Here is an 18047-nt window from a genome sequence, read left to right on the forward strand (position 1 = left end):
TCCAGGCTCCGCTGGTCAGACCTGAGTGTAGTCGGCGCTGGCGCCCATCAACACCCGACGCCCTTGCAAGCCGCCAGTATGAATGAATATCAGCCGACTGCCGCGCGCAAGTTGACCGCGCTTGCAGAAATCGCGCAGCGCCATCAGCGCCTTGCCGGTATACACAGGCTCCAGCGGCACAGCGCTGGCCTGCTCGGTTTCCAGGATGAACTGGCGCAGTGGCTCGTCGAGCCGGGCAAAACCGCCGCGCGCGGCGTCGATCAGTTGGTAGCGCCGCTCCGACGCCCCGGCCTCGTCCAGCAGCCCGGCGACCTGAGTGGCGACGCCGTGATCGCTCGGTACCGCCTGCGCGCCGAACACGCGGCGCCGAACATCACCCAGCAGCACACCGGCCAGGGTGGTGCCGGTCCCCGTAGCCAGCCACCAGGCATCGAAATCAGACCAGCCGATATCGGCCAACTGCGCTTCGGCCATCGCCACCAGACAGCTGCAGCCACTAGCGCCCTGAAGGCCCAGGCCGCCCTCGCCGATTACCTGGAAACCCGGATAGCGGGCGAGCCAGGGCGCCCAGAAGTCCGGCTGATGCCGCGCACGGTAGCCGCCGTAACCCAGCCAGTGCAGCGTCATGCCCATGCGCTGCAGATCATCGACGGTCGGGGTCTGCTGCGCTTCACCACGCAACAGACCGACGCAGGCGAAACCGAAACGCCGGCCCGCCGCCGCCAGCGCATGCAAATGATTGGAGTGCGCTCCCCCCAGGCTGATCACCCCCTGCGCGCCGGCCGCAGCGGCCTGCTCAAGATAGGGCGCGAGCTTGAACCACTTGTTGCCGGACAGCAGGGGGTCGACAAGATCCAGGCGCAGACAGGCAAGCTCGACACCGGCAGCCTCGAGCCAGTCCAGTTGCAGAGGTTGTAGCGGCGCCCGCGGGCGCCAGGTGGGAATCCGTATTGGCAAGGTCAGCTGACAGTGCGCAGACGACTACTCGCCTTGTGCCGCGCGCAGCAGTTCGAATCACCCAGGGTGAAACGGCTGGGCGTATCGACACGATCGATGGGAATGGCGCAGCGCTCTCCACTAGGCAAAGCTGCGTCGCAGCTGGGCTGCTGATAATGCGCCAACCAGTGTCGATACTGCTCTTCGGAAACGAAGCATTTGCCAGCGGCGTAGGCCATGGGATTGTCCTGATAGCGGGCGACATCCTGCAGGGGAATGGTCAGGTGCCCGGCGCCGGGGTGGTACACCACGAACACCACGCCAAGCTTGGCCAGACGATCCAGCACCTGATCACCGCCCTGACTGGCGAATGCATCGCGCTCACGCTTGAGGCGTTCGATTTCCGCTTGCAACTGGGCATCCAGCTCGTTGCGATAGGCCAGTTCGACGTCGCGTATGGCAATCTGTTCCTTGTACTCCGCCACGGCCGCAGCGACCTTGGCGCGCATTTCACCATCGTACTGCGCCCGCAGGATATCGCCCTCGGTACGACCATGACGCTCCAGGGCACGCAGTTGTTGAGTCATTTCCTCACGGCTGCTCTGGAAACTTTCGGCCTGGGCGGCCAGTTGCGCCTTGAGGTTGGCGTTGAGCTCCTCCTGCTGGCGCAGCGCCTGATGCAGTCCATGGATCTGCGCCTGCAGATTCTTGCTCTGCTCCTCGCTGGCCAGTTTGAACTTGGCCAGCTCGTCTTCGTGCTGCTGGGTCAGGCTGGTGATGCGCAGACGCTGCTGCTGAATCAGTTGTGCGGTCTTGGCGCGGTGCTCCTGGTCCATTTTCTGCGCCAACTGCTCGGCCACTTCCTTGGCCGGATCGGGCGCATACCATTTGTCTTCGGAGGCCACCTGCAAACGCTCGGCAACCACCGCCTGAGCACTGTCGTCCTCGATCAGCAGCCCAAGCTGATTGCGCTTGACTGCATCGCGCAGCAATACCAGATCGTTTTGCCCCGGCGCCAGACTGGGGTCCCACAGGTGCATCTGGTGCCAGGACACCGGGCACTGACTGCGACAAGCCAGACGAATCGGCCCGGCGCCGAGATCCGGGCCACGCCCGGCACGCTCGGCCAGATGTTGCAGAGGAATATTCCAACCCTTGTCGGGGCAACCGTCCTCGTCGAAATCCAGAAAGAAGAATACCGCCGCCCTGACCAGCAGCCGCGGGTTGATCACCACGAACACCGCGCGCATCTGTTCGTCGGCGAACTCGGGCATGTTCACTACACCATCGAGCAAGGCTTCGAACTCAGGGAACATCATCTGTTTGCAGATACCGCGTTCACTGAAGAACATCACGGCTTCCACCATCTGCGGCTTGTTCTGCATGCTCATTGAGGACCCTCTGGACCAACCGGGAATACGTCGCGTGACAGCGCAGCGCAGACTCTGCACCGATATCGTCCTTGATACCTCGAGCAAGTCTAGGGGAAAACCCAACCACAGCAATGTGACTGGGTTGGCACTCACTCTGCGAGCCAGCCCAAATAGGCCACTGCTTGGCGCAAAAATGTGACCAGACCGGAAAGTACGAAAGCTGCCAGCGGTCCGGTCCGCCGGGATGAGTAACAGCCTGCCCAACACAACTCTATCGGCGGATTCTTGCTTTTCACCCCTGCCTCACAAGCGGAATCTTGCCTATTTCAGCCCGTAGCATTGGGCTCATCCGCTCTAGAGCTTGTCGCCGCTGAAGCGCCTCCCACGGTTTGCGGTGCTCCACAATTCAGCGCGTTGGGCGGGTGCAACCCGCCATCGCCATTCTGGCGGGTTGCACCCGCCCTACGATGTATCGGTCACCTGTGAATTGAAGAGGGGAGGCAAGCCGGGCTGGCTCAGTGTTAGGGGCTTCAGCCGCGACTGCTGTAGAGCGGTGATCCGACAACCTGGCACGTCACCTGCTCTGGCACGTACAAGCTCGCGCGCCTGTCGCGCGGCCGGACTGATAAAAAAGACAAGAGGTCAGCCATGTTCTGCTATCACCTCACTGCCAACCCCTCATCGTTCAATCCGCTTCGCGAGTGCCTATTCCGGCGCCAGAAGACTGCCTGCACAGCACTGCCGCGTCCTTAGCTAAAAATAACAACAACGGAGAATTCCCATGCACTTAGCCAAGCGCCTTGGCCTGTTCGCCGCTGCCGCGATTTTGGCCAGTAGTCCCAACGCTCACGCCAATCCAACCTCGATCAACATCCTTACCGGCGGTATCGGCAGCAGCGCCTATCAGTCGGGCACCATTCCTGGCGGCACCTACAAAGGCCAGGCCAGCGACGTGACGACGGCGACCATCACCAACGTTCTGGTCAGCCAGACCAGCGTTTCCGACGCCGTGGCCTATCAGATGACCAAGCTGCTCTTCGAGAACCTCGACCGATTGGCCGATGCGCATCCAGCCGCCAGGGACATTAGGCTCTGCACGAAAAGTGCCTGCGCTCGGTGATGCTTCGTTAAAAACGGGTTCGGAATGCTCATTTACAGCTCGTAAACTCCGCTTCCTCACCCGTTTTTGCCTCGCCTGACCTTCGCTCGACGACTTTTCGTACAAACCCTGGGCTGGAGCGAGCCACCAGTGGTCTGCCGATTCCGCTGCACCCAGGCGCCGAGCGCTTTTACCGAGAAGTGGGCGTTCTCAAGTAGAGCGCCGTTCAGCCTTTGGCTGCGGCGAGAAAAGGCGCCAGGCGCTGCGCCATCTCGGCACCGAGCGCCTGCAGCCCACTCATCGGGCGCACCATCACCTCGAACTCGACGATTAGCCCCGAATCGTCGAAACGAATCATGTCGATTCCTTTCAACTCGCGCCCACCAACCTTCGCGGAAAACTCCAGCACCACATTGAGGCCATCGGCGGTGGCCAGTTCACGGTGATAGGCGAAGTCCTCGAATACCTTGAGCACAGTATTGAGGATCATATTGACCACCTGCGCTCCCGGATACGGGGTGTGTGCCATCGGTGAGCGGAACACCGCCTGTGGGTGCAGCAACTCAGGCAAGGCGCTCAGATCCTTGGCGGCGACGAATTGGTGCCAGCGCTCGAGGCTGGCTGCAGCGGCAGGTTGCAGCAGGGCATTGAGAGACACCGGCTCCTCCTTGTTGTTTTCAGGCCAGATAGCAAACGCCCCGCACTAGGCGGGGCGTCATCATTACAGCTCAGCAGCCAGACGCGAGCCCTGGTTGATCGCCCGCTTGGCATCGAGCTCGGCGGCAACATCCGCGCCGCCGACCAGGTGCACGCGTTGGCCGGCGCTTTCCAGACCTTCCTGCAGCTCGCGCAGCGGGTCCTGGCCAGCGCAGACGATCACGGTATCGACTGGCAGCACCTGCTCCTCGCCACCAGCAATGCGGATATGCAGGCCGGCATCGTCGATCTGCACGTACTCGACGCTGTTGAGCATCTGCACGTTCTTGTTCTTCAGGCCGGTGCGGTGAATCCAGCCGGTGGTCTTGCCCAGGCCATCGCCGACCTTGGACTTCTTGCGCTGCAGCAGGAAGACCTGACGCGCCGCCGGGTGCGGATGCGCCTTGACGCCCGCCACGCCACCACGCGCTTCAAGCGCGGTATCGATGCCCCATTCCTTCCAGAACTCGTCACGGTCGAGGCTGGTGGCCTTGCCCTGATGGGTGATGAATTCGGACACGTCGAAACCGATGCCGCCGGCACCGATCACCGCGACCTTCTGCCCGACCGGCTTGCGCTCGAGAATCGCGTCCAGGTAGCTGATCACCTTGGCATGCTCGATTCCCGGAATATCCGGCGTACGCGGGGTAATGCCGGTGGCCAGGATGATTTCGTCAAAGCCGCCCGCCACCAGGTCGTCCACCGACACACGGGTATTCAGGCGCACGTCGACGCCCGTGGTTTCCAGCTTGCGCTTAAAGTAACGCAGGGTCTCGAAGAACTCCTCCTTGCCCGGCACGCGCTTGGCCACGTTGAACTGGCCACCGATCTCGCCAGCCGCATCAAACAGGGTCACGCTATGGCCACGTTCGGCGGCGACGGTGGAAGCGGCCAGGCCAGCCGGGCCGGCACCGACCACGGCGATCTTCTTCACCGTGGTGGTGGGGATGTAGTTCAGCTCGGTCTCATGGCAGGCGCGCGGGTTGACCAGGCAGCTGGTCAACTTGCCGCCGAAAGTGTGATCCAGGCAGGCCTGGTTGCAGCCGATGCAGGTGTTGATCTCGTCCGCGCGGCCTTCGGCGGCCTTGTTGACGAAGTCCGGGTCGGCGAGGAACGGGCGCGCCATCGACACCATGTCGGCATCGCCCTCGGCCAGCACTTGCTCGGCCACTTCCGGGGTATTGATGCGGTTGGTGGTGATCAGCGGGATCGACACCTCCCCCTTGAGCTTGGCGGTGACCTTGGTGAAGGCCGCACGCGGCACCTTGGTGGCGATGGTCGGGATGCGCGCCTCGTGCCAGCCGATGCCGGTGTTGATCAGGGTGGCGCCCGCCTTTTCGATGGCCTTGGCCAGCAGCACGATCTCGTCCCAGGTGCTGCCACCCTCGACCAGATCGAGCATCGACAGGCGGTAGATGATGATGAAGTTCGGCCCGACCGCCTCACGCACGCGACGGACGATCTCCACCGGCAGGCGCATGCGGTTCTCGTAGCTGCCGCCCCAGCGGTCGGTACGATGGTTGGTGTGGGCGACCAGGAACTGATTGATGAAATAGCCTTCCGAACCCATGATCTCGACGCCGTCGTAGCCGGCCTGCTGGGCCAGGGCGGCGCAGTTGACGAAATCAGCGATCTGCTTCTCGATGCCCTCCTCGTCCAGCTCGCGCGGCTTGAACGGGTTGATCGGTGCCTGGATGGCGCTCGGCGCAACGGATTTGGGGCTGTAGGCATAACGCCCGGCATGCAGAATCTGCATGCAGATCTTGCCGCCGGCCTCATGCACGGCCTGGGTGACGACCTTGTGCTTCTCGGCCTCTTCCACTGTGCTCAGCTTGGCTGCGCCGGAATACACGCCGCCCTCCTCGTTCGGGCCGATGCCGCCGGTGACCATCAGGCCAACGCCGCCACGGGCACGCTCGGCGAAATAGGCGGCCATGCGCTCGAAGCCGCCCGGCTTCTCTTCCAGACCAGTGTGCATGGAGCCCATCAGGGTACGGTTGCTCAGCGTGGTGAAGCCGAGGTCTAGCGGGGCCAGCAGGTGCGGGTAACGAGCAGTCATGGAATTCTCCACATCGCGGTGCAGTTCACGGATTGCCGCGGTCTCATGGTCACGCGGTCGGTTATGGAGCCAGACGATAAAGAGGCTGCCAGCCATGCTCAATGATCAAAACTAACAAGATAATGATCAAAACTAGCAATAGAGGTTGGCAGCACGGCTCGACCGACCTAACCTGCACCGCAACCAAACCGAAAAAACCCAATGCGCCTACTGATCACCCTTCTGCTCGCGCTCGCACTGCTGACCGGTCTTGGCAGCTACGCCCACTGGATCGCGCAGCGTCCCAGCAGCCATTACCTGTCCGACCTGCGCAGCCAGGTCGCGCTCGATATCGGCGAGCCCGGCCCGCGCGGTAACCTGCTGGGCATCCAGCCGGAGCTGTTCCCAGCGGACTACCAGAGCCTCGCCCGTCTGCGCCTGAAGCTGGCCGCCTACCTGGATCACGCCCGCGAGCAGGGCATGCTCAACGAACGTACCGTCGTCGTGCTGCCCGAACATATCGGCACCTGGCTGCTCGCCGTCGGCGAGAAGGAAGAGCTCTACCACGCCGCCGAGCGCCGTCAGGCCATGCACTGGCTGGCGGCGAGTAATCCACTGGACTTTCTCGGCGCACTGCTCAGTGCTGGAAGCGAGGCGCGCCTGGACGACGCCATGTTGCGTACCAAGGCCAAGGCCATGGCGCGCGACTATCAGCAGCTGTTTGGCGATCTGGCCCGCGATTACCAGATCACCCTGATTGCAGGCTCGATCGTTCTGCCCGAGCCTCGTATAGAACGGGGTCGCCTCGAAGTCGGTCGCGGGCCGCTGTACAACGTCAGCCTGGTATTCGACCGAACCGGCAAGCCACTGGGGCAACCGCAGCGCCATGCCTTCGAGGCCGGCACACTGACCACCGCGGCAGCCGACACCCTGCAGGTGCTGGAAACTCCGGCCGGTCGACTTGGCGTGCTCCTCGGCAGCGACACCCGCCACCTTGCCCGGGCTCAGACGCCGCACCATGAAGCCATCGAGCTGCTAGCCATGCCCAGCGACCTCGACGACCAGACGGACGACACGCCGCTCATCGCACACCTGCAGGCCCATGGCATTCGCGCCGGGCTGAAAGTCCATCTGCGCGGCAGATTGTGGGAGCGCAGCGGCCAGCCCAGCGCGCTCGCCTTCGATGCAGGTCGCAGCACTCACAGCGCCAGCGACCGGGGCGCACAACTGGTCAATATCTGGCTATGAAGAGCTCACGCGTTCGCCTCGGCGACCTCTCCGTCGGTTTCACCCAACCACTGGCCGCTGCACTGCGCGCCAAGGGGCACGATCCACAGCCCCTGCTGCAACAATTCGGCCTCGACACCGCCCGCCTGAGCGAGCCACGCGCACGCCTGTCGATCCCTCGCTTCATGCGCCTGGGCCACAGCGCCATCGCCCTCTGCGCTGATCCTGCGCTGGGGCTGGAGATGGGCAGGCACAGCCACCCAAGCCAGGTTGGCCTGGCCGGCATCTGCGCCGCGCAGGCACCGAACCTGCGCGAGGCAGCACGCACCCTGACGCGCTTCGAGCCACTGTATGCCGCCAACTATCGCGGCCGCTCGAGCTTCGATGAAGACCCGCGCGGCGCCTGGCTGCAGTTCTATTCCATCAGCCCCTACAACGCCTACAACCGCTTCGTGGTGGATTCGGTGCTGGCCGGCTGGCAGGCCAACCTGACCCAGGTGGTCGGCCATGACATCAGCCCGGAAAGAGTCGAGATCGAATTTCCCGAACCGGAGTACGCCGAGCGCTATGCAGCGCTGTTCGGCTGCCCGCTGGAGTTTTCCGCCAGCGCCAACCGCTTGCGCCTGAGCAACGACAGCCTGGCCCTGCGCAACCCGCAGCACTGCCCCGGCACCTGGCGCCATCTCGTGGAGTTGTGCGAGCGCGAGCTGGAGCAACTGACCCGCACGCGCAGCCTGCGTGAACGGGTGATCCAACTGTTAGGCCCACTGCTGCATGGGCACGAACCGGATCTGGAGGAAGTGGCCAGGCGCCTGCACCTGCCGAGCTGGACGCTGCGGCGCAAACTGGCCGAGGAAGGCACGCAGTTCCGCGCCATTCTCAACGATACCCGCCGTGACCTGGCCACGGCCTATATCCGCGATACCGAACTGGCCTTCGGCGAGATCGCCTACCTGCTCGGCTTCGCCTCGGCCGAAGCCTTCCAGCGCGCCTTCAAGCGCTGGCTCGGGCAGACGCCGGGCGATTACCGCCGCACACAGCGCAGGGCCAGCGGCGCAGCTCAGAGTTCGGTGGCGTCGTCGTCCACATCGGGCATGTCCTGACTGAGGACGTCGCGCTCGAGCAGTTCTTCCTGATAGTCATCCATCGGGCATTCTCCTGGGGCATTTCATCTTTCGTCAGCAAGCTACGTTGCCAGTGTGAAGACAAGATGACGAAAAGCCGCAGGGCGATTGATTACCTCGGATCACAGGCAATAAAAAACCCGTCGATCGTGCGATCGACGGGTTTCGTATATGGCGCAGCGGACGGGACTCGAACCCGCGACCCCCGGCGTGACAGGCCGGTATTCTAACCGACTGAACTACCGCTGCATGTCGGTTGGACTTGCGTCCAAAGAACTCTTGAAACTCTGTTGCATCTGATGGCGCCCTTGCGGGCTTTGCCATCTCAAATCGACAAGGTGCCGATCTGGGAAATAATGGCGCAGCGGACGGGACTCGAACCCGCGACCCCCGGCGTGACAGGCCGGTATTCTAACCGACTGAACTACCGCTGCGCGTCGGTGGACTTTCGTCCTTCTCACTGGGCTATGGTGGGTGATGACGGGATCGAACCGCCGACCCTCTGCTTGTAAGGCAGATGCTCTCCCGGCTGAGCTAATCACCCATGTGCCTTAGCGAGGCGCGCACTTTATGCAGGCGGCGATGCTAAGTCAACACCCCGCTTGAATTTTTTCTGAAAAAGGCGGGGTCACCGCCTGATGCCTGGCAGTTACACGTCGCCGCTGCGAATGCGTAGGAGCGGCGCCCCGCCGCGAACCGGGGCGATGCGCCATTGAAAAGCTTCGCCCCGGGGCGGGGCTCCTACGAAAGGCCGGTTTGGCAACCTAGGGTCATCGCCCAGCTCATTCCATCTCGCCGCACAGCTCGGCCGCTCTCAATAGCGCCGCTGTCAGGCTGTGGCGCTCCCAGTCGGCCAGCGCAGCGAAACGCTGGTTGAATTCCGGTGGCATCAACGAAGGTGCTTGCTGGATCAGTTCACGGCCCGCATCGCTGATCAACAGCCACTGGCGCCGGCGATCCTGATCATCGCGCTGGCGCTGCAACAGACCACGCTCTTCCAGGCGATCGAGCATGCCGGACAGCGTCGCAGCGGTCAGGCTAACGCGGCTGCTGAGCACGCTGGCGGTCATCCGCGTCTCGCTGGCCAGCACCTGCAGCACCATCAACTGCATGGGCGTCAGCCCACCGAAGCGGCCCAGGCGCTTGGCGTGCACCTCCCCCGCCTGCTGCAAGCGCCGCAGCGCCTGAAACAGGGGCATCTCGAAGGCCATGACCGATGACAAATCTATTTCAACAGGAACTTTTTTATCACTCATAATCACCAATTCATAACAACCAAAACTTTGACATGAAAGCATTATTTTGTTTTGGTGTAAAAGGCTCGACCACGAGCCACTCCCCAACGGCAACACCGGTAAGGAACTATGTGCGGAATAGCTGGAGAACTTCGTTTTGATCGACGCCCCGCGGACCTGGCGGCAGTCGAACGCATCACCCACCACCTGGCCCCTCGCGGACCCGACGCCCATGGCTTTCATAGTCAGGGTCCCATCGCCCTGGGCCATCGCCGGCTGAAGATCATGGATCTGGCCGAAGCCTCGGGCCAGCCGATGATCGACAGCGATCTCGGCCTGTCCATGGTGTTCAACGGCGCCATCTATAACTACCCCGAGCTGCGTGCCGAGCTGGAAGCGCTGGGCTATCGCTTCTTCTCCGGCGGTGACACCGAAGTGCTGCTCAAGGGCTATCACGCCTGGGGCGAAAAGCTGCTGCCCAAGCTCAATGGCATGTTCGCCTTCGCCGTCTGGGAACGTGACAAGCAAAGCCTGTTCATCGCCCGCGACCGCCTCGGCGTCAAACCGCTGTATCTGTCCCGTACTGGCGAGCGCCTGCGCTTCGCCTCGTCGCTGCCAGCCCTGCTGCAGGGTGGCGACATCGCCAAGACGCTGGATGCCGTCGCCCTCAACCACTATTTGAACTTCCATGCCGTGGTACCCGCGCCGCGCACCATTCTGGCGGGCGTGGAGAAACTGCCGCCAGCCACCTGGATGCGTGTCGATGCCGACGGCAAGGTCGAGCAGCACACCTGGTGGACGCTGCAGTTCGGCCCGCAAGGCGAGGAAGTGAACTTCGGTTTTGAAGAATGGCGCGACCGCACACTGCAGACCATGCGCGAAGCGGTGGAGATTCGTCAGCGCGCGGCGGTCGACGTCGGCGTGCTGCTCTCCGGTGGCGTCGATTCGAGCATGCTGGTCGGCCTGCTGCGCGAAGCCGGCGTGGAAAACCTGCTGACCTTCTCCATCGGTTTCCAGGATGCCGGCGGCGAGCGCGGCGACGAGTTCCAGTATTCGGACCTGATCGCCCAGCGCTTCGCCACCCGCCACCACCAGTTGCGCATCGGCGAGCACGAGATTCTCGAGCAGCTGCCGCAGGCCTTCCGTGCCATGAGCGAGCCGATGGTCAGCCATGACTGCATCGCCTTCTACCTGCTTTCGCGCGAAGTCGCCAAGCACTGCAAGGTGGTACAGAGCGGCCAAGGCGCTGACGAACTGTTCGCCGGCTACCACTGGTATCCGCAAGTCGATGGCGCCAAGGATGTCTTCGCCGCCTACCGCGCCGCCTTCTTCGACCGCGAGCACGACGAATACGCGGCCTGCGTGCAGCCCGCCTGGCTGACCGGCGACATGGCCGGCGACTTCGTGCGAGAGCACTTCGCCATGCCCGGTGCCGATGCTGCAGTGGACAAGGCCCTGCGCCTGGACAGCACGGTGATGCTGGTCGACGACCCGGTCAAACGCGTGGACAACATGACCATGGCCTGGGGCCTGGAGGCGCGCACACCGTTCCTCGACTATCGCGTGGCCGAACTGTCGGCGCGCATTCCCGCGCAGTTCAAGCTGCCGGAAGGCGGCAAATATGTGCTCAAGGAAGCGGCGCGCAAGGTCATCCCCAGCGAGGTGATCGACCGGCCCAAGGGCTACTTCCCGGTGCCGGGTCTCAAGCATCTGGAAGGCGCCACCCTGGGTTGGGTGCGCGACCTGCTGCTCGACCCCAGCCAGGATCGCGGCCTGTTCAACCCGACCATGCTCGATCAGTTGCTGACCAACCCGCAGAGCCAGCTCACGCCGCTGCGCGGGTCCAAGCTGTGGCAACTGGCGGCGCTCAACCTGTGGCTGAGCGAACAAGGCCTATAACTCACGTGGAGCGGCCCTCGGGCCGCTCCTGCAGGATCAATGGTCATAGCCCGGCAAAGCCGGGATGTGTCGCGACTCAATGACGATCCGGCCAAGACCGGACGTAGTGAACACGGACAGGGATTATTCCATGCGCTCCACTGCCTTCAACCAACGCCTGCTGCGAGGCCAGACACCCTCCTACGAGCGTCTGCAGGCCCGCCTGGCCGAGGATCACAGCAGCCAACCCAGTCAGCCACAAGCCATTCATTGCGGCTGGGGTCGCCTGCTGATCGGCCATACCTACCCCGACGCCACTGTCCTGGCCGAATCCCTGCTGGACGAACAGCCCGGTGAACGTGACATCGCCCTGTACGTGGCGGCCCCGCACCAGGTGCTGGCGCATGCACCGCAGCAACTGTTTCTCGACCCCTCCGACACGCTGCGCCTGTGGTTCACCGACTACCGCCCGGCGCGCCGTAGCTTCCGTGGCTTTCGTATTCGCCGGGCGCAGAACGATGCCGACTGGCAGGCCATCAACTGCCTGTACCAGACCCGCGGCATGCTGCCGATCGACCCGGCCAAGCTCACGCCTTACAACGAGGGCGGCCCGACCTACTGGCTGGCCGAGGACGAAGACAGCGGCGCGGTGATCGGCAGTGTCATGGGCCTTAACCACCAGCGCGCCTTCCGTGACCCGGAAAACGGCAGCAGCCTGTGGTGCCTGGCGGTCGACCCGCACTGCAGCCGACCCGGTGTCGGCGAGGTACTGGTGCGTCACCTGATCGAGCACGGCATGAGCCGTGGCCTGAGCTACCTCGACCTGTCGGTGCTGCACGACAACCAGCAGGCCAAGAAGCTCTACGCCAAGCTCGGCTTCCGCGAGTTGCAGACCTTCAGCCTCAAGCGCAAGAACGGCATCAACCAGCCGCTGTTCCTCGGCCCCGGCCCGCAGGCCGAGCTCAACCCCTATGCGCGCATCATCGTCGACGAGGCCCTGCGCCGCGGCATCGAAGTGCAGGTGGATGACGCCGAGGCCGGGCTGTTCACCCTCAGTCACGGCGGCCGACGCATCCGCTGCCGCGAATCGCTGTGCGACCTGACCAGCGCCGTGAGCATGACCCTGTGCCAGAACAAGCACCTGACCCATCGCACCCTGTCGCGGGCCGGTCTCGGCGTGCCGGCACAATGCCTGGCCGGCAGCGCCGAGGACAACACCGCCTTCCTGGCCGAACACGGTTCGGTGGTAGTCAAACCGGTGGACGGCGAACAGGGCCAGGGCGTGGCGGTGGATTTGCGCACACCGGGCGAGGTGCAGGAAGCCATCGAACGCGCCCGGGTATTCGACCAGCGCGTATTACTGGAAAGCTTTCATGAGGGCTTTGATCTGCGCGTGCTGGTGATCGGCTATGAAGTCGTAGCCGCCGCCATTCGTCGTCCGGCCGAGATCATCGGCGACGGCCGCCACAGCATCGGTGAGCTGATCGACGCACAGAGCCGCCGTCGCCAGGCCGCCACCGGCGGTGAAAGTCGCATCCCCAAGGACGCCGAAACCCTGCGCACCCTGCACGGCGCCGGCCTCGACTACGACAGCGTACTGCCTGCCGGGCAGCGTCTGGCCGTGCGCAAGACCGCCAACCTGCACACCGGCGGCACCCTGGAAGACGTCACCGCGATCCTCCACCCGACCCTGCGCGACGCCGCGATCAAGGCCGCACGCGCGTTGGAAATCCCGGTGGTCGGCCTCGACCTGCTGGTGCCTGCCGCCGATCAAGCCGAGTACGTATTCATCGAAGCCAACGAACGCGCCGGCCTGGCCAACCACGAACCGCAGCCAACCGCCGAACGCTTCGTCGACCTGCTCTTTCCGCTAAGCCAGGCGACCAGCTGATTTCAGCGGGCAACGAACCAGACAGCCCCAGGAGACTCCATGCAGCCACTCCCCGAACCCGACCTCGACTATATGCAGAAAGTGCTGCTGGAGATGCTTGCCATCCCCAGCCCCACCGGCTTTACCGACACCATCGTGCGCTACGTCGCAGAGCGTCTCGAAGAGTTGGAAATCCCCTTCGAGCTGACCCGCCGTGGCACCATCCGCGCCACCCTGCGTGGGCGCCAGAGCGAGTACGAACGTTTCGATCGCGCCGTATCCGTGCATCTCGACACCATTGGCGCCATCGTCCGCGAGATCAAGGACAACGGCCGCCTGGGCCTGGCGCCGGTGGGTTGCTGGTCGAGCCGCTTCGCCGAGGGCAGCCGCGTCAGCCTGTTCACCGACAACGGCGTGATTCGCGGCAGCGTGCTACCACTGCTGGCCTCGGGGCACGCCTTCAACACCGCTGTCGACAGCATGCCGGTGAGCTGGGATCACGTCGAACTGCGCCTGGACGCCTACTGCGCCACGCGCGCCGACTGCGACACGCTGGGTATTGCGGTAGGAGACTTCGTCGCCTTCGACCCGTTGCCGGAGTTCTCCGAAAGCGGCCATATCAGCGCCCGTCACCTCGATGACAAGGCCGGCGCTGCGGCGCTGCTGGCCTCGCTCAAGGCCATTCGCGATCAAGGCCTGCAACCGATGATCGACTGCCATCCGCTATTCACCATCACCGAGGAGGTGGGTTCCGGCGCCGCCGCCGCCCTGCCCTGGGACGTCAGCGAGTTCGTCGGCATTGATATCGCCCCGGTCGCACCAGGCCAGCAGTCCAGCGAGCACGCCGTCAGCGTGGCCATGCAGGATTCCGGCGGCCCCTACGACTATCACCTGTCGCGCCAGTTGCTGCGCCTGGCAGCTGAATATGAGGTACCGGTTCGCCGCGACCTGTTCCGTTACTACCACAGCGACGCACAGTCAGCAGTCACCGCCGGCCATGACATCCGCACCGCGCTGTTGGCCTTCGGCTGCGACGCCACCCATGGCTACGAGCGTACCCATATCGACAGCCTCAAGGCCCTCAGCCGCCTGCTCACTGCCTACATGATGAGCCCGCCGGTGTTCGCCAGCGATGCGCAACCGGCACAGGGTTCGCTGGAGCGCTTCAGCCACCAGCTGGAGCATGACGCTCAGATGGAAAGCGATACCCGTGTACCACCAGTGGATAGCCTGCTCGGGCAACGCGAACAGGATGCTTGAAGGCCATCGGCCATAAAGGCAAAGTGACACACAGGACAGGGGGGGAACACAGGTTCCCCCCCTGACGTGTTCTGCCCCTTGCGGCAGCCACCCGGCACGCTAAAAGCCGCCCACGCGCAGGGTCACCAGAGGTTCACGGATGCCTCGTTTCTGTCTGGCTTTTCTGCTTTTCTGCCTGATCGGCCAAGCTGGGCATTACAGCCCGTGGTGCTGGACAGTCAGGAGCAGCGCCTGTCGCTGACACCCTACCTGGGCAAGCTGGAACATCCTCGCCAGCCTGACCGTTTCGCTGGTGTCGCTGATCCTCCTGCTGACCGGTCTTTACGTCTGGCGCCAAGGCGGCGGACTGTCTGCCGAGCAAATTCCTGTGCTGGTGGTAAGAGATCGCAGTGGTCAGCAGGCAGACTTCAAGTTGGAAAAGCTGGATGCACAGCACATAGGGGAGCGGCTACGCCCGCTGATAGACGCGGATGCGATTCTCTGTACTGACAGCGCAGGTGTCTACGCCCATTTCGCCAAGGTTGAAGGCATCACTCACCGACCGATTAACCCGAGCCAGAATCGACGGGTTGATGGTGCTTTCCACATCCAGAACGTGAATGCCTACGACAGCCGACTCAAGAGCTGGATGATTCCTTTTCATGGTGTGGCCACCAAGTACCTAACGAACTATCTGGGCTGGCGCCGCCTGCTTGAGCGCTACAAAACACAGCTCAACCCATTGATTTGCTTGAAAGAGGCGTTGGGGTATAGGGATATGCAACAGTTAACTCAGACATAGCTTTTTTGAAACGCCCCGGCAATCGCTCCTGAACGCTCTCGCAGTTGAGCGCCCTCTAGCTCTATCATGGCTGCCAACAAATGGAGTCGATTCGCTGTGCTGATCCCCGCTCACCTGCTGCAAGCCGATACCCTCACCGCCCTGATCGAAGATTTCGTCACCCGCGACGGCACCGACAACGGCGATGAAACCCCGCTGGAAACCCGCGTGCAGCGCGTACGCCGCGCCCTGGACAAGGGCGAGGCGGTTATCGTCTTCGACCCTGACAGCCAGCAATGCCAACTGGCGATGAAGCGTGACGTACCCAAGGAATGGCTGGAGGCCTTGCAGCAATCGCTCAGTGATTGACCGTGTGCGCCAGCATCACCGATAGCTGACACAGCGGCCGCCCGCTCTCGGCCTGCCACTGGTTGAAGGCAGCCTGCACTGCGGCCAGGTCTTTCAGACTGGTCGGCGCCTTGTCGATCACGCCCTGCGCCTTGAGCGCGGCGACCATGTCATCGGTAGGGACGAAGGTGTCCTTGCCCACCATGCGCAGAAAGCGCGGTGCAGACAATCCACCCAGCTGGCTGCCATGCTTGGCCAGATACTTCCACAACCCGACGATATCGCTCACCGGCCAATCGGCGATCAGGGTGCCAAAAGAAAAATCGGCCGCAGGTCGAGCCTGATGCCCTTCTCCCTCTGGGAGGCAGCTCCCGCTCCCGGCGGGAGTCCTGCATTCACCACATCCCTGTGGATCAAGGTGGCGCGCAGCGCCGGATGAGGGACTGCCTTGTAAGCGTCCAGCCCGCACATCAAGAATGAACTGAGCGTTGCGCGGCACGCTTTTCAGCTTGCCCAGGTGGCGGATCAACCGCGTGTCCTGCATCAGGTTTTCCAGGCGCTCGGCGCCCATCAGTACCACCTTCTCCGGGTCGAAGCCGAAGAAGGCCTGCTCGAATGCCGGCCACTTGGCATCCACCAGGCTGTGCTTGAGCCCGGCGCGGAAGATGCGCAGGCTGATCAACGACAGGTAGCGGTCATCGCTCAGCGCGCGCAGTTCGGCATCGCTGCGCGGTTGCGGCAGCCTGGACTCCAGCGCCCTGGCTGAGCCGAAGCGGTTGAGGCAGAACGCGTGCAGCCACTTGTAATCACGCATGAATCGAGTCCTTCATAAAACGAACGACGAAGCCTGCACGGAGTGAGCGTCACAGTTCAAGTCCAGTGGGAGCCCCGGGGCGAAGCGTTTTGCCTCTGCGCCTGGGGCCTGAGCACATTCGCCGCGAGGCGCGGCGCCTACAGTAAAGCGCCGCCCGCCTACTCTCACCCGCGCAACCGCTCGGCGGCCTGGCGCAAAGTTGCCTCGGTGACACTCCAGCCCAGGCAGCCATCGGTGACTGATACGCCGTAGCGCAACTCGCCGGACAGCGCCTGGCAACCGTCGAACAGGTGACTCTCCAGCATCACCCCGCGCAGGCTGCTGTCGCCGGCCAGGCGCTGCTCGATCACGCTCTCCAGCACCGCGGGCTGGCGCAGCGGGTCCTTGCCGCTGTTGGCATGGCTGCAGTCGACCATGATCCGCGGCGCGATGCCCTGGCGCTCGAGCGCCTGCCGCGCGGCGGCGACGCTGGCGGCATCGTGGTTCGGCGCGCCGTGGCCGCCGCGCAGCACTAGGTGGGTGTCCGGGTTGCCGGCGGTATGCAGCAGCGCCGGGTGGCCGAGGTCGTCGATGCCGAAGTGCTGGTGCGGATGCGCTGCCGAGCGCATGGCATCGCAGGCAATACCGACGCTGCCATCGGTGCCATTCTTGAAACCCACCGGCAGATCCAGGCCACTGACCATCTCGCGGTGCACCTGCGATTCGCTGGTACGCGCACCGATGGCGGCCCAACCGAGCAGGTCGTCGAAGTAACCAGCGGCCATCGGTTGCAGCAATTCGGTGGTCAGCGGCAGACCACGCTCAAGGATATCCAGCATCAGCTGTCGCGACAGGCGCAGGCCTTCGGCCATGTCACCGCTGCCATCGAGGTGCGGATCGTACAGCAGCCCTTTCCAGCCCACCGTGGTGCGCGGTTTTTCCACGTAGGCGCGCATCACCAGCAGCAGTTGGTCATCGACCTGTGCCGCCAGCTCAGCCAGGCGTTCGGCGTATTCGAGGGCGCTGGTGCGGTCATGCAGGGAGCAGGGGCCGACCACCACCAGCAGGCGCGAATCACGGCCATCGAGCACGGCACGGATGGCGTCGCGGTCGGCGGCGATACGTTCGGCAAGGGCGTTGGGCAACGGCAGGCGCTGGCGCAATACGGCGGGGCTGGGCAGCGGCTGGGCGCTGCGGCGGGCGATGGTGGTAACGGTAGAAGCGAGTTGAGCGGAGCTGTTCATGATCTGGCGGTTCCTTGGCCGGCGCGGTCTATACCGCGGCGGCGCTAACTGAGTGTTCGTGGCAAAGGTGTCAGGGCGGTGGTGACGCTGCTAAATCGCCAGTCGTTGCGGTAATAGTTCTGGTAACGGTTCATCTGCACATCCTCTAAGTGGTTGGCCGTTTTTC

The 18047-nt window shown here is 63.6% G+C and carries 13 protein-coding genes, 3 tRNA genes and 4 pseudogenes; 10 read left to right on the forward strand and 10 right to left on the reverse strand.

The annotated features are described in order from the left end of the window. Positions 1-15 precede the first annotated feature (15 nt). Positions 16-957 carry a 1-aminocyclopropane-1-carboxylate deaminase/D-cysteine desulfhydrase gene (locus N5J71_RS05215; protein ID WP_074860122.1) on the reverse strand — a complete coding sequence of 314 codons (942 nt, stop codon included), beginning with the start codon at positions 955-957 and terminating at the stop codon, positions 16-18. Between the two features lie 2 nt (positions 958-959). Next, positions 960-2327, reverse strand: coding sequence for a coiled-coil domain-containing protein (locus N5J71_RS05220; protein ID WP_279916454.1), 1368 nt, complete (start codon positions 2325-2327; stop codon positions 960-962). 868 nt (positions 2328-3195) lie between these two features. Here N5J71_RS05220 and N5J71_RS05225 point away from each other — a divergent pair. Both N5J71_RS05225 and N5J71_RS05230 read left to right on the forward strand, forming a co-directional pair. Beyond that, positions 3196-3402: pseudogene (locus N5J71_RS05225) on the forward strand (TAXI family TRAP transporter solute-binding subunit); the annotation flags it as partial. A 140-nt stretch (positions 3403-3542) separates the two neighbouring features. Then, positions 3543-3626: pseudogene (locus N5J71_RS05230) on the forward strand (TAXI family TRAP transporter solute-binding subunit); the annotation flags it as partial. 8 nt (positions 3627-3634) lie between these two features. Here the strand turns inward: N5J71_RS05230 and N5J71_RS05235 are convergent. Further along, positions 3635-4066: a nuclear transport factor 2 family protein gene (locus tag N5J71_RS05235; RefSeq protein ID WP_003461489.1), complete on the reverse strand. Its 432-nt coding sequence runs from the start codon at positions 4064-4066 to the stop codon at positions 3635-3637. Positions 4067-4129: 63 nt separating this feature from the next. Further along, positions 4130-6163 carry an NADPH-dependent 2,4-dienoyl-CoA reductase gene (locus N5J71_RS05240; RefSeq protein WP_279916455.1) on the reverse strand — a complete coding sequence of 678 codons (2034 nt, stop codon included), beginning with the start codon at positions 6161-6163 and terminating at the stop codon, positions 4130-4132. A 201-nt stretch (positions 6164-6364) separates the two neighbouring features. Between N5J71_RS05240 and N5J71_RS05245 the strand changes: the two genes are divergently transcribed. Then, positions 6365-7390, forward strand: coding sequence for a carbon-nitrogen hydrolase family protein (locus N5J71_RS05245; RefSeq protein ID WP_279916456.1), 1026 nt, complete (start codon positions 6365-6367; stop codon positions 7388-7390). Further along, entirely contained in the window at positions 7387-8472 is a 1086-nt protein-coding gene (locus tag N5J71_RS05250) for an AraC family transcriptional regulator (RefSeq protein ID WP_279916457.1), read from the forward strand. The genes N5J71_RS05245 and N5J71_RS05250 overlap by 4 nt, the downstream gene beginning before the upstream one ends. Positions 8473-8665: 193 nt before the next feature. Here N5J71_RS05250 and N5J71_RS05255 read toward each other — a convergent pair. From N5J71_RS05255 to N5J71_RS05270, 4 genes are all read right to left on the reverse strand, one after another. After that, positions 8666-8742, reverse strand: a tRNA-Asp gene (locus tag N5J71_RS05255). Positions 8743-8850: 108 nt separating this feature from the next. After that, positions 8851-8927, reverse strand: a tRNA-Asp gene (locus N5J71_RS05260). A 34-nt stretch (positions 8928-8961) separates the two neighbouring features. Further along, positions 8962-9037, reverse strand: a tRNA-Val gene (locus N5J71_RS05265). A 238-nt stretch (positions 9038-9275) separates the two neighbouring features. After that, positions 9276-9749 (reverse strand): MarR family winged helix-turn-helix transcriptional regulator, encoded by a 474-nt coding sequence (locus N5J71_RS05270; RefSeq protein WP_279916458.1) that lies wholly within the window; start codon positions 9747-9749, stop codon positions 9276-9278. A gap of 108 nt (positions 9750-9857) precedes the next feature. On the opposite strand from N5J71_RS05270, the gene N5J71_RS05275 reads away from it, so the two are divergent. The 6 genes and pseudogenes from N5J71_RS05275 to N5J71_RS05295 all read left to right on the forward strand — a co-directional run bounded on the left by N5J71_RS05275 (position 9858) and on the right by N5J71_RS05295 (position 15865). Continuing rightward, on the forward strand, positions 9858-11627 hold the full coding sequence (locus N5J71_RS05275; protein WP_279916459.1) for an N-acetylglutaminylglutamine amidotransferase: 1770 nt from the start codon (positions 9858-9860) through the stop codon (positions 11625-11627). Positions 11628-11757: 130 nt separating this feature from the next. Further along, on the forward strand, positions 11758-13497 hold the full coding sequence (gene ngg / locus N5J71_RS05280; protein WP_125875083.1) for an N-acetylglutaminylglutamine synthetase: 1740 nt from the start codon (positions 11758-11760) through the stop codon (positions 13495-13497). 39 nt (positions 13498-13536) lie between these two features. Next, complete coding sequence (locus N5J71_RS05285; protein WP_003461497.1) at positions 13537-14736, forward strand: osmoprotectant NAGGN system M42 family peptidase; 1200 nt, start codon at positions 13537-13539, stop codon at positions 14734-14736. A gap of 256 nt (positions 14737-14992) precedes the next feature. Next, positions 14993-15076: pseudogene (locus N5J71_RS22480) on the forward strand (hypothetical protein); the annotation flags it as partial. A gap of 3 nt (positions 15077-15079) precedes the next feature. Beyond that, positions 15080-15517, forward strand: a pseudogene (locus N5J71_RS05290) (IS1595-like element ISAchd1 family transposase); the annotation flags it as partial. A gap of 66 nt (positions 15518-15583) precedes the next feature. After that, entirely contained in the window at positions 15584-15865 is a 282-nt protein-coding gene (locus N5J71_RS05295; RefSeq protein WP_003461499.1) for a YheU family protein, read from the forward strand. Here the strand turns inward: N5J71_RS05295 and N5J71_RS05300 are convergent. Then, positions 15855-16658, reverse strand: coding sequence for a DNA-3-methyladenine glycosylase I (locus N5J71_RS05300; RefSeq protein WP_279916460.1), 804 nt, complete (start codon positions 16656-16658; stop codon positions 15855-15857). The two genes, N5J71_RS05295 and N5J71_RS05300, sit on opposite strands and share 11 nt — an antisense overlap. A 164-nt stretch (positions 16659-16822) precedes the next feature. Next, a complete protein-coding gene (locus tag N5J71_RS05305; RefSeq protein ID WP_279871289.1) occupies positions 16823-17881 on the reverse strand; it encodes a 3-deoxy-7-phosphoheptulonate synthase in 1059 nt (352 codons plus the stop codon). Positions 17882-18047 lie beyond the last annotated feature (166 nt).

The organism is Ectopseudomonas oleovorans, assembly GCF_029845265.1.
GTDB classification, from domain to species: Bacteria; Pseudomonadota; Gammaproteobacteria; order Pseudomonadales; family Pseudomonadaceae; genus Aquipseudomonas; species Aquipseudomonas oleovorans.